Raw genomic sequence first — 10,980 nt, 5'->3', positions numbered from 1 at the left:
TCCAGTAACTGACGCCTTAACAACAGTGGCCGGCGGGATTCCCGCCGGCCACTGTTGCTTGTATCAGATGTTGCCTGTGGAGCCTCCGGTGTTCCCCAGCAGGGACGCCAGGGCCTTCCAGCGGGCGATTTCGCAACCGTCAGTCCTGCTGAACCGGCTGTTGACTTTTCGCCCACGGAACCGGCCCGTCACCACCGCTACCTGCGGGCCGCCATACTGCTGGGTGCAGATCCGGTCCGGGCGGGGCTCGGGGAAGAAGATTTCCTCACCGAATTGCTCGACGGCGGCCAGCGCCGCGGCTGCGTCCGGCAAGTTTGAGTCCAGGGAGTCAGGGTCCGGTGACAGGACGCCGGCGGCGGAACGGAGGCGGAACTCACGCGGTTCTGCGCCAGGTGCCTCCGTCAGCGTGACGGTGAGGTCGACGTCGTACTCGCTGTTGGGTGACTCGCTCGTGGGGGAAACCATGGTGACCTTTCGCTGGTGGCGTCGGGTGCTCAGGCGGCCAATCCGGCCAGCTCGGTGAGGAGCGGATCTACTGCCTGCAGCACGCGGGCCCGCAGCTCCTGGGATTCGGCCGCGAAAGCCCGCTGGTATTCAACGTACTCGGCCTTGCCCTGCGGTGTCTCGATCCTGATGGGCGGGTAGCCCCATTCTTCGAGATCGTACGGCGAGGCCTTCATATCCATGGCGCGGATCCGCCACGAGAGCTCAAAGCAGTCCATCACCAGCTCGCTGGGCAGCGCAGGGGTCAGCTTGTAGGCCCACTTGTAAAGGTCCATGTTGGCATGCAGGCAGCCCGGCTGCTCCATGGTCCGTTGGTTTTCGCGCGTGGGGGTGAGCTCATTCAGTGGCGTAGCGTCCGGCGTGTAGAAGCGGAACGCGTCAAAGTGCGAGCACCGGATACGGTTCTCTTCCACCACGGTATCCGTGCCCTCACCACCAAGCCGCAGCTTCAGGTATTCATGGCGGAGTTCGAACTTCTCCTGCCGGTACACCATGGCCCACTCGTGCAGGCCGAAGCAGCCAAACTGGGCTGGGCGCTTCGCCGTGCCCGCAAGGATGATTCCCGCGAAGCGGACAGCTTCGGCGCGGTCAGCCAGGAAGCTGCCGCGATCAAAGGTGACCGCCGGCGTTCCTGCCGGCAGCCCCAGTGAGGCGAGTTCGGCGTCGTCGAGGGTCCTGTAGAACTTCCACGACGCCCGCTCAAGGGCCCGCGGACCGATGAGGACGGTACCGTCGCCGGGATGCCAGCGCAGCAACTGCCCCGGTTTCTGGGTGTAGTAGGTGAACAGGAAGTCCTCAACGGGGTGCTTTTTGCCGGCCGAACGCCTGGCCAGGTAGGGGTCCGCGTAACGCGCCACCCGGGCGTGATGGGCTGCCTCCAGCCCGAGCCATTGCTCCTGGGGGAGGTGTCGCAGCCTAGAGGCCGCCATCTGATCCGAGGACACTCTTCGCGGCGTCCCACAGCGCGATCTGGCAGCCGTCGGTGCGGTTGAAGGCTGCTGTAACTTCCTTGCCATCCACTGCGCCGGTCACCTTGGCTGTGGCCGGACCGCCGTACTGCATGGTGCAGGCCTGATCCGTTTTGGTGGGGGCGGGGCTGAGGACGGCCGGGCTGTTCTTGATGGTGGTGCAGGCTTCTGCGGCCGATGGGTGGTTGCTTTCAGCGGCGGGGACGCCGTCCTTGCAGACGAGCGTGAAAGTCTGCGGCGCAGCTTCCGTGGACTCGACCAGGGTGATGGAAAGTTCGGCGTTGCCGGCCCCCGGTGCTGCGGTTGCGCTGCTGGATGGGGTTGCGCTTGGGGTGGCGCTTTGGGTCGCGCTTGAAGGGGCGGACGACGACGGCGCTTGGCTTGCGCTGCTGGTGGAACCAGGCGTGGGGGAACCGGAGCATGCGGCCAGGCCGGCGACGGCCAGGACTGCCAACAGGGGCCGAACAAATCGCATGCGCATGGAATCTCCTAGGTTGCGTCCATTTTACGGGGCCCTTGTGATGCCCGCGTCTGTGTTCGCTTCAAGAAGACCACCGGCGCGGGGTGCTTGGCTAGGGGCCACGCGGGCGGCCTGCCGCCGTTAGGGTCGATCGTGCCGCTGGGTCGCCGCGATCAGGCCCGTCATGGCTTGGTGCAGTTCGGCCACTTCCGCCCTGCTGAGCTGCAGGCGCTCGCGGATTTCACCCGGCACGGCGGTTGCTTGTCCCCGGAGGGCGGCGCCCTTTTCCGTCAGGGTGATGGCCAGGGCGCGTTCGTTCCCCGGAACGCGCTCGCGGGTGATGAGCTCGGCTTCCTCCAGGCGTTTGAGCAGCGGGGAGAGCGTTGCGGGCTCGTGGAGGAGGCTGTCGCTGATGTCCTTCAACGTCCGGGGGCTGCGCTCCCACAGAGCCAGCATCACCAAGTACTGGGGGTGCGTCAGGCCAAGCCGTTCCAGCACGGGCTTGTAGACCCCCACCACGCTCCGGGACGCCACAGTCAGGGCGAAGCACAGTTGGCGCTCCAGCAGGAGGTCGTCTGTTTCCTGGATGGTCTCGTCTACGGCCGTCACGGCTGCCTCCTGTTTTTGCGGACCCATCAGCTTACGCCGAACGATTGCTTGATTAGTTAGTGTACTAATCATTAGCGTACTATGGACTCATTGAACCCGTCTAAAAAGGAGTCGATCTTCAGTGGCCAAGGAATCTCTTACCCGGAAGTTCATGCGTGCCACGGGGAAGTTCAGGGTTGTCTTCGGCCCCGCGCACAGCAGTTCCCTTGACCATGAGATGACCGAGGCCAACCGGAAACTGCTCGCCCAGCGCCAGGCCGAGACCCAGCAGTGGGAAACCCTCCGGCGCCCCGATGGCAGCACCTACGTTGTGCCCCGCAATCCGGACGACAAGTCCCTCCGGTAGGCCCCGCATTACCCCTCCTCGGAGCCTCGTTTTGGGCGTAATATTGCCTCACTGAACGGCACGCGCCAGCCCTGCCGCTTTTCGCTCTCCGGTAAGAAGGGAGGTGGAAACATGGGACGCAGAATGGAAGGCTTCGTCCACGTTACCGAGCGGCTGCAGTCTGTTTTTGGACCGGCGACCCACGGCGACACGGGCAGCCCCGTGGTGCACAAGCACGATGATTTCGAGACCGCTTCCGAGGCGGACCTGAAGAACTTCGACGTCGAGACAGATTCCGAGGGTCATCACTATGCAGTCCGGAACAATGATCCCGGGCCCACCAGTACCGATTACAGCGTCTAGCAGGGCGTGAGATGCCGAAGGGCCGGACCGCGAACTCCGGCCCTTCCTCTTGTGCTGAGGGACCGCCGCCTTGACCCGGTCAATCCACCGTGCCACTGTTGAGCAACTAATCAGCATGCTTATTATGTTGGAAGAACGGTAAATGCTGATGTCCAGAGGGGGCCGCAATGAGTTTCCAAGAAGATGCAGCACGGGTTCCGGGCAGTTCCGCCCGCCCGGATCCAGGTAGTTCCGAGCACCGGGGCCACCCTATACCGCCACCGGCAACGGGACACGACAGGCCAACACGTACCGCCGCATTGTGGGTTGCCGTGGCCGTTGGCTTGGTGGTCCTGGTGATGCTGATCGTGTTCTTCGTCCAGAACCAGGACATGATCACGGTCCGGTTCTTTGGCCTGGAAGGCACACTTGCCCTTGGCACCACCTTGTTCATAGCGGCTGTGGGCGGCGGCGTGCTGGTGGCCTTGGCGGGCGGGGCCAGGATCCTGCAACTCAGGATCGCCAACCACCGCCGTAAGAAGGCAATGGGCGGTCCCGGAGTTGGGCCTTAGGGGCCGTTAATTGCGGAAGGACCGGAGCGTTTGCTCCGGTCCTTCCGCAATTAATCCCGACGGCGGCACTCCCTGACGATGTTGATTCCGCCGGGGTGGGTGGGCTGTCTTAGCCTTCGCAGTCGGTGCAGTAGGCGACGCCATCTTTTTCGCGTGCGATCTGCGAGCGGTGGCGGACCAGGAAGCAGGAATGACAAGTGAATTCGTCACTGGCCTGCGGAATAACCTGGATCACCAATTCTTCGGCGACGATTTCGCCGCCGGGGCCGTTGGCGTCGAGGCCATCGGTTTCGTCCAGTTCAAGCACGACACTCTTGGCCGTGGGAGCGCTGGCGGACTGGAGAGCCTGGAGGGACTGCTCCTGGTTCTCTTTTACATCGGTACGGAGTTCGTCGTAATCGGCTGCCACTTTTTAATGCCTCTTCGTGTTAGGGGGTTACCGGGTATGCAACGTACAGCATGCCACGAAAATTCCATACCATACCCCAGTTCCATCGCTTGTGGCGAAAACCACGTGGGTGACGGCCAAAAAAGCCCGCCACCCGGCGTGATTTTACTCATGTATTACCGGAGTTCGATGTCCAAGGACTGGAATTGGTCGGCCGCATGGCGACCCACCAACAGCCGGAACGTGCCCTGCTCAAACTGCCAGCCGCCGTCGTAGTGTCCAAACGCCTTGGCGGGGATATGTATTTCCACGCTCTCGGTGCCATTGGCGGCGAGGTGCGTTCCGGCGTAGCCGGCAAGCCAGCGGACAGGGCGTTCCACGTCCGATTCCGGGCGCTCCAGATAGACCTGGACGACTTCCCGCCCGGTACGGGTCCCGGTGTTCTTGACCGGAACGTGTACCACCACGCCGTTGCCGGCAGTGACCACCCGGGAGGCGTGGGGCGTGCCGAGTTCAAAGGTGGTGTAGCCCAGTCCATAACCGAACGGCACGGCCGGAGCGGCGCCGCCTGCGGCTTGCTGCTTGAGCCACGCGCGGTAGCCGATGTGGATTCCTTCGCTGTAAACCACCTTGCCGTCAACGGGGGTGGTGTTCAGGACCGGAACGTTTTCCAGGGCGGCAGGCCAGGTGGTGGGAAGACGGCCACCGGGCTCTTCGATGCCCAGCAGGATCTCAGCGATGGCATTGCCGAACTCCTGGCCGCCGAACCAGCCCAGCAGGACTGCTTCCACAGTGTCCAGCCACGGCATCAGCACCGGCGAACCGGAGTTGACCACCACTACTGTGCGCGGGTTGGCCGCAACCACAGCTTCAACGAGGCGGTTTTGGTACCCCGGCAGGTCCAGGTCCTTGCGGTCGAAGCCCTCGGATTCGATGGCTGCGTTGGTGCCGACAACCACCACTGCTACGTCGGAGTTCCGGGCAGCCTCCACGGCGGCATCGATCCCGGCCTGCGGATCCGCTACCACTGTTTCCTCGCCCAGGAGGATGGCCGTGAACGGAATGACCTGCTCCTTGGGCAACTGGTACTCGGCCTCGATCCTGACCTTCTGACCGGCGGTGGTTTCCACGGCATGGACGGTCTTGGGCGGATCGAACAGGGCGGCGCCCAAAACTTCGGTATCGTCCTTGATCTCGTCGTTGAACACTTCCGTCCCGTCCAGGACAAAACGGATGTGGCCCACCGTGCCGACGCCCAGGTGATGGACCCCTGCTGTTTCGGCTGTCCAGTCCGCTTCCATGCGGATGGAGGCGGCGCCGTCGGGAATTCCAATGCCGAACCAGATCAGGTGCGAGGCCAAACGGTCCTCACCGGAGATTTCGGTGCCGTCGTCGGCGAGGAATGTCACGCGAAGCCCGGGCACGTCGGTAACCGGGTTGTGGAGGGACGTGCGGGGGAAGGGCTGGATGCCCTCGGCTACCTTTGCGCCGCGCGCATAGGTGACCGTGACGTCGTCGGGCAGTGCTTTCCGCAGGCCTTCCAAGGGCGAGACGGTGTACTTGGGCATGACGGTAGCGCTGCCGCCGCCCTGGGTACGGGCTTCGTCGGCGTTGTGGCCGATCACGGCGACGCTGCCGAGCGTCCTGGCATCCATTGGCAGGATGCCCTTGTTGCGGACCAGTACGGCGCCGCGGACGGCAACTTCACGCGCGACGGCGGCCCCGTCCAGTTGCGTCGGGAGCTGGGTTACTGCAGGTTCGAAGCCTTCGAGGGAGCCCACGCGGGCTGCGAGGCGCAGGATCCGGGTGACCTTCTCAAGGATCGCCTCCCGGCTGACGCGGCCATCATTGACCGCTGCCAGGAGTTTGGGACCCCAGTGGCCCACGGGGCCGGGCATTTCCAGGTCCTGGTGAGCGTTTGCGGCCTCCACGGAGCGTACGCCGGTCCAGTCGGACACTACGACGCCGTCGAAGCCCCACTCAGTGGACAGCGGGGTCTCCAGCAGTTTGTTCTCGCTCGCGGTGGTGCCGTTGATGGAGTTGTAGGAGCTCATCACCAGCCAGGCGCGGGCTTCTGTAATGGCGTCCTCGAAGGCTGCCAGGTAGAGCTCGCGGAGCGGACGCTCGTCCACTACGGAGTCGGCGGTGAAACGCTCGGTTTCGGCCTCGTTGGCGAGGTAGTGCTTGGGCGTGGCGCCAACACCCATGGACTGCACGCCGGCAACGTACCCGGCGGCCATGGTGGCAGTGAGCCGGGGGTCCTCGCTCATGCACTCAAAATGGCGGCCGCCCAACGGGGAGCGGTGCAAGTTGATGGTGGGGCCCAGCACGGCATGTACGCCTTTACGGCGGGCCTCCTGGCCCAGGACCTGCCCGTAGCGGTGAGCTGTTTCGACGCTCCAGGTGGCGGACAAGGCCGACGACGACGGCAAGGAGACGGAGTCATGGCGCTCATCGAAGTCTTCGCCCCGGACGCCTGCCGGTCCGTCGGACAGGACCACGCGGGACAGGCCGATCCCAGGGATGGCGTGTGTGGACCACACATCTGCGCCGGTCAGGAGTTGCACCTGCTGCTCGAGGGTCAGGCTCCGGGCGAGTTCCTGGATCCTGGCCTCAGCATCCGGTGCTCCTGTTTCCGGTGCTGTGACTGCTGCCGATAGATTCATTTACTTGACTCCTTTGATACGTGTGACGAGGAGGGCTCCGATGATGCCCACAACTGCACCACCGAGGAACAATGCGGGGTAGCCGCCCAGAGCGATGACAGGGAAGGCGATGGCGGGCACCAAGGACTGGGGGAGGGCTTGGGCGATGTTGAAGACCCCAAAGGTCTTGGCGTTCTCAGACTGGTCCTTGGGCAAGAGGTCCGTGATGAGGGCAACGTCGACGGCGCTGAAGACACCGACCCCAAGCCCGAGGATGCCCTGGCCCACCAGTACTTGACCGGTGGTGGTGCTGGTGGCGATGACAATCAGGCCGCCCATCATGATCAAGGCAGAGAGGATGACCATGGCTTTGCGCTTGCCGAGCTTGTCGCTGATCCATCCGGCGGCAAGGCTGGTGACCACTGTGCCTGCGGAGCTCACCAAAGTTGCTTGGAACACCAAGGTGGTCACCTGGGTTTCGGGGACATGAAGGTGGTCCGTGAAGAAGTACGGCAGGTAGAGCAGGCCGGCACAGTAGCCGACGTAGATCAGGAACTTGGTGACCCAGGCCCAGCCCAGGCCCGGGTGGGCCTTGGGATTAAAGTAGAAGGACCCCACGATTTCCCTGAAATTCAGCGGTGCAGGTTTCTCGGCAAGGACGCGGTCCTTGAACGTAAAGGCGAACACGATGGCAACGGCCGTGCCCACGATGCCGGGGACTACTGCCATCTGCAGCGCGTTATCGAACATCTGCGCGAAGAAAGCCGCCGCCACCATGCCGATGGGCAGCGTCATGCCTATCAGGCCGGAGAGCAGCCCGCGCTCGGCAGGGGCAGCTTGGTCCGGAAGGGTGGCGACCAGGGCAGCCAGTGCCGCGTTGAAGCCCAGCTGTGCTATTACCCAGGCGATGAGGACCGTGCCCACGTTCGTCGCCGAGCCCAGGAGGAACAGGGCGGCCAAGCCCACCAGGGCACCGCCCACAATCCACGGTTTACGCATGCCGAAACGGGAGGTAGTGCGGTCACTGAGGCGGCCGACGAAGGGATTCGCGAGCAAAGCGACTGCCGCGCCTACGCCGGCCACCAGGCTCAGTGCCCCGGCGCGGGTGTCCGGGGTGGTTATCTCTGAAACCTTGATGGCGAGAACTACCAAGGCTGGTGCAAGGACGGCCATCCACAAGCCGGCGCTCGCGATGGGCATGCCGATGACGTAAGCGCGCGAAGCGGATTTTGGCGGGGTGTTTCCAGCCCCGGCGGCTTCCTTGCCGGCCGTGTGCTGATCGAGATTGAGGGCCACATTGCCTCCTGATAAATCGGGTGGCCCACCGTTGGGCCGCTGCAATGACTCTAGCGACAAAAACCTAGTGTGACTAGGTTTTTGTCGAAAAAGTCGAGTGAGCCTCGATATTCAAACCGTGAAATAGACTGAACGAATGTCTACGTCCAAGGCCCGTGGCCCGTATGCCAAGGGAGCCGAACGCCGCGAACAGATCATCCAAACGGCAACCGATGTTTTCGCCACCGAGGGCTTTGAGGGCACCGCCCTCAAGCGCGTTGCCGAATTGGTGGGTGTCAAGGAAGCAACCCTGTTCCACTACTTCAAGGGCAAGCAGGAACTGCTCACCGCCGTCCTCGCCGAACGGGACCGCCGGTCACTGGCCGTAGGTGGCGACGCCGGGGTGGGCCTTGGGCTGATGCCGCCCATCGCGGAGCGGAACGTGCGTGAACCCGGACTGACAACCCTTTACGCAGTAGCCTCAGCTACCGCGAACGATCCCGAACACGCCTCACACGGGTACTTCAAAGAGCGATACCAGACGGTGGTCAGCGACATCGCCGAGGACATCGCACAGCGGCAGGCTTCCGGCGCGGTGCGCACCGACGTCGACGCCGTCATGCTGGCACGGCTGACAGTGGCGGCTTTCGACGGGCTTCAGCTGCAATGGCTCTATGACAAGAACGTGGACATGGCTGACGGGCTCCGGCAACTCATCGACGTCCTGCTGGCCCCCGCCCACCCAACTGAGCACCCAAGTAAGTAAAAAGGTAAGGCCGTTCCGAGAGCTCGGAACGGCCTTAACTGGTACGTACTTTGGGGGGCGGTTGCCCGCGGTTGGCTTAGCGGCCGGTGCCGCCGTAAACGGTAGCCTCGGCATCGCCGTCGAGCTCGAACGCATTGTGGATGGCCCGGACGGCGTCATCCAAGGCGTCGGCGCTGGTCACCACGGAGATGCGGATTTCCGAGGTGGAGATCATGTCGATGTTGATCCCGGCGTCGGAGAGGGCTTTGAAGAACGTGGCAGAAACGCCCGGGTGCGACCGCATGCCCGCGCCGATCAGGGACAGCTTGCCAACATTCTCGTTGTACTCGATGCTCTCGAAGCCAATCTGGCCCTCGGCAGCGCGAAGGGCAGCCAGGGCATCTGCGCCTTCAACGATCGGCAGGGTGAACGAGATATCCGTGCGGCCCGTGCCGTGGGTGGAAACGTTCTGGACAATCATGTCGATGTTCGAGTGTGCATCCGCGATCACCTGGAAGATCGCGGCAGCCTTGCCCGGGATATCCGGTACGCCCACAACGGTGACCTTGGCTTCGGACCGGTCGTGTGCAACGCCGGAGATGATTGGCTGCTCCAAAGCAACTCCCTCTTCAATGGTGAACTTTTCCTCGGCACCCGGGATGACCCAGGTGCCTTCGTGCTGGCTGAATGACGAACGGACATGCAGGGGAACCCCGAAGCGGCGTGCGTACTCGACGCACCGCAAGTGCAGGATCTTGGCTCCGGAAGCGGCCAGCTCCAGCATTTCCTCGCTGGAGATACGGTCGATCTTCTGGGCGCTGGCAACCACGCGGGGGTCAGCGGTGTAGATGCCGTCCACGTCCGTGTAGATCTCGCAGACATCGGCTTCCAGCGCTGCGGCCAAAGCAACAGCGGTGGTGTCCGAGCCGCCGCGGCCCAGGGTGGTGATCTCATTGGTGCTGCGGCTCATGCCCTGGAAACCGGCCACGATGGCAATGTGGCCCTTGTCCAGCGCGGTGCGGATGCGGTGGGGGTCGACGTCGATAATCCGCGCCTTGCCGTGGATACCGTCGGTAATCATGCCGGCCTGGGAGCCCGTGAAGGACTGGGCCGAGGCGCCAAACTTGTTGATGGCCATGGCGAGCAGGGCCATGGAAATTCGTTCGCCGGCGGACAACAGCATGTCCATTTCGCGGGCGGGAGCAGAGTCGGTGACTTGCCCCGCGAGGTCCAGGAGTTCATCTGTGGTGTCACCCATTGCGGAGACAACAACCACAACCTCGTTGCCGGCCTTCTGCGCATCCACGACGCGCTGTGCGACCCGCTTGATGCCATCAGCATCGGCAACCGAGGAGCCGCCGAACTTCTGAACGATCAGCTGCTTGGTAATGGCAGCCTCGTTGGAGAGCTCTTCGATCTTCACTTCGGTAGTGGGCATAGTCATGCGCGCACCCTCACTGCATCAATAGGGTTCGAACGCGGCATGCTCCAATTCAGGCACGCCTGCGTAGCTTATTTGCCCAGTTTATCGCCGCGCACTGCCCCGGCAGGAATTGTGACCACATGGCGGCCACCTGCCATCACTACCATCCGGCAGTGCCCGGACCGCCCTTGAATGGACCAACGATTCCCCGGGTAATCCACCCTCCATAGAAGCTGCCCTCCTGGAACGTCACCCGCTCTCCGTCCACCTCGCACGAGTCCATATGTTCGGGGTAAAGCGCCACCTTGCCGGCCAGCGCTTCGAAGCCGCGGGTGGGACTCGGATACGTCCAGCCTCCACGCTCAACAACGGTGCCGCCGGCAGTGAGGGTGAAATAGCTGGCTTGCCCCTTGAACTCGCAGAAAGTGGTGCCTTCAACAGGGATGAGCACCCCGGCAGGGAAAGCATCCAAGGGCACGTAGTAGACGGGAGGGTGGCTGGTTTCGAGGACCCGCACGGCATCGGTGGTATCAACAATGACCTGTCCTCCAAGCCGCACCACAACCCGTTCGGACCGAGGCTCCACCCTGGGCGGCCTCGGGTAATCCCACACCGATTCCTGACCCGGGGCGGGCTTGATGGGACGGGGACGCCTGAACAGACCATTGCTGGAGACCATGGGCTTATGGTGGCACCCCCGGCTGGGATCTTCCCGTGAAACCTC

General features: G+C 63.4%; 13 protein-coding genes. 4 read left to right on the top strand and 9 right to left on the bottom strand.

The genetic code is table 11. The features are described 5' to 3' along the window. Positions 1 to 63 precede the first annotated feature (63 nt). The 4 genes from BLQ01_RS16955 to BLQ01_RS16940 all read right to left on the bottom strand — a co-directional run bounded on the left by BLQ01_RS16955 (position 64) and on the right by BLQ01_RS16940 (position 2,541). Positions 64 to 465: a serine protease inhibitor gene (locus tag BLQ01_RS16955; RefSeq protein ID WP_091553013.1), complete on the bottom strand. Its 402-nt coding sequence runs from the start codon at positions 463 to 465 to the stop codon at positions 64 to 66. A gap of 29 nt (positions 466 to 494) precedes the next feature. Next, complete coding sequence (locus BLQ01_RS16950; RefSeq protein ID WP_043433382.1) at positions 495 to 1,433, bottom strand: hypothetical protein; 939 nt, start codon at positions 1,431 to 1,433, stop codon at positions 495 to 497. After that, positions 1,420 to 1,953: an SSI family serine proteinase inhibitor gene (locus BLQ01_RS16945; protein WP_026548314.1), complete on the bottom strand. Its 534-nt coding sequence runs from the start codon at positions 1,951 to 1,953 to the stop codon at positions 1,420 to 1,422. Before BLQ01_RS16945 ends, BLQ01_RS16950 begins: the two co-directional genes overlap by 14 nt. Positions 1,954 to 2,073: 120 nt before the next feature. After that, positions 2,074 to 2,541, bottom strand: a complete 468-nt coding sequence (locus BLQ01_RS16940) for a MarR family winged helix-turn-helix transcriptional regulator (RefSeq protein ID WP_026541815.1) — start codon at positions 2,539 to 2,541, stop codon at positions 2,074 to 2,076. A gap of 121 nt (positions 2,542 to 2,662) precedes the next feature. Here BLQ01_RS16940 and BLQ01_RS16935 point away from each other — a divergent pair, with 121 nt between their 5' ends. From BLQ01_RS16935 to BLQ01_RS16925, 3 genes are all read left to right on the top strand, one after another. Next, positions 2,663 to 2,887, top strand: a complete 225-nt coding sequence (locus tag BLQ01_RS16935) for a hypothetical protein (RefSeq protein ID WP_026541816.1) — start codon at positions 2,663 to 2,665, stop codon at positions 2,885 to 2,887. Between the two features lie 111 nt (positions 2,888 to 2,998). Further along, positions 2,999 to 3,229 (top strand): hypothetical protein, encoded by a 231-nt coding sequence (locus BLQ01_RS16930; RefSeq protein WP_026541817.1) that lies wholly within the window; start codon positions 2,999 to 3,001, stop codon positions 3,227 to 3,229. 167 nt (positions 3,230 to 3,396) lie between these two features. Continuing rightward, the gene (locus BLQ01_RS16925) at positions 3,397 to 3,780 is read left to right on the top strand and encodes a LapA family protein (RefSeq protein WP_091553010.1); all 384 of its coding nucleotides are present in this window, start codon (positions 3,397 to 3,399) and stop codon (positions 3,778 to 3,780) included. Between the two features lie 109 nt (positions 3,781 to 3,889). Here the strand turns inward: BLQ01_RS16925 and BLQ01_RS16920 are convergent, their stop codons facing one another. The 3 genes from BLQ01_RS16920 to BLQ01_RS16910 form a co-directional block, all read right to left on the bottom strand. Beyond that, positions 3,890 to 4,189 carry a DUF4193 domain-containing protein gene (locus BLQ01_RS16920; protein ID WP_026541818.1) on the bottom strand — a complete coding sequence of 100 codons (300 nt, stop codon included), beginning with the start codon at positions 4,187 to 4,189 and terminating at the stop codon, positions 3,890 to 3,892. Positions 4,190 to 4,344: 155 nt separating this feature from the next. Next, a complete protein-coding gene (locus BLQ01_RS16915; protein ID WP_091553008.1) occupies positions 4,345 to 6,834 on the bottom strand; it encodes a beta-glucosidase family protein in 2,490 nt (829 codons plus the stop codon). Then, positions 6,835 to 8,109 carry an MFS transporter gene (locus BLQ01_RS16910; RefSeq protein ID WP_254779503.1) on the bottom strand — a complete coding sequence of 425 codons (1,275 nt, stop codon included), beginning with the start codon at positions 8,107 to 8,109 and terminating at the stop codon, positions 6,835 to 6,837. It abuts the gene before it with no gap. Positions 8,110 to 8,245: 136 nt separating this feature from the next. Between BLQ01_RS16910 and BLQ01_RS16905 the strand changes: the two genes are divergently transcribed. Continuing rightward, positions 8,246 to 8,854 carry a TetR/AcrR family transcriptional regulator gene (locus BLQ01_RS16905; RefSeq protein ID WP_026548310.1) on the top strand — a complete coding sequence of 203 codons (609 nt, stop codon included), beginning with the start codon at positions 8,246 to 8,248 and terminating at the stop codon, positions 8,852 to 8,854. Positions 8,855 to 8,930: 76 nt separating this feature from the next. Here the strand turns inward: BLQ01_RS16905 and BLQ01_RS16900 are convergent, their stop codons facing one another. Together BLQ01_RS16900 and BLQ01_RS16895 are read right to left on the bottom strand one after the other, a co-directional pair. After that, positions 8,931 to 10,277, bottom strand: coding sequence for an aspartate kinase (locus tag BLQ01_RS16900; RefSeq protein ID WP_026541822.1), 1,347 nt, complete (start codon positions 10,275 to 10,277; stop codon positions 8,931 to 8,933). Positions 10,278 to 10,416: 139 nt separating this feature from the next. Then, a complete protein-coding gene (locus tag BLQ01_RS16895; protein WP_043433380.1) occupies positions 10,417 to 10,935 on the bottom strand; it encodes a DUF427 domain-containing protein in 519 nt (172 codons plus the stop codon). Between the last annotated feature and the right edge of the window lie 45 nt (positions 10,936 to 10,980).

The sequence above is a fragment of the Arthrobacter sp. UNCCL28 genome, assembly GCF_900102805.1.
Classification (GTDB): Bacteria; Actinomycetota; Actinomycetes; order Actinomycetales; family Micrococcaceae; genus Arthrobacter; species Arthrobacter nicotinovorans_A.
Note: the sequence above shows the minus strand (reverse complement) of the source record. Positions and strands in the feature narration are given on the sequence as shown.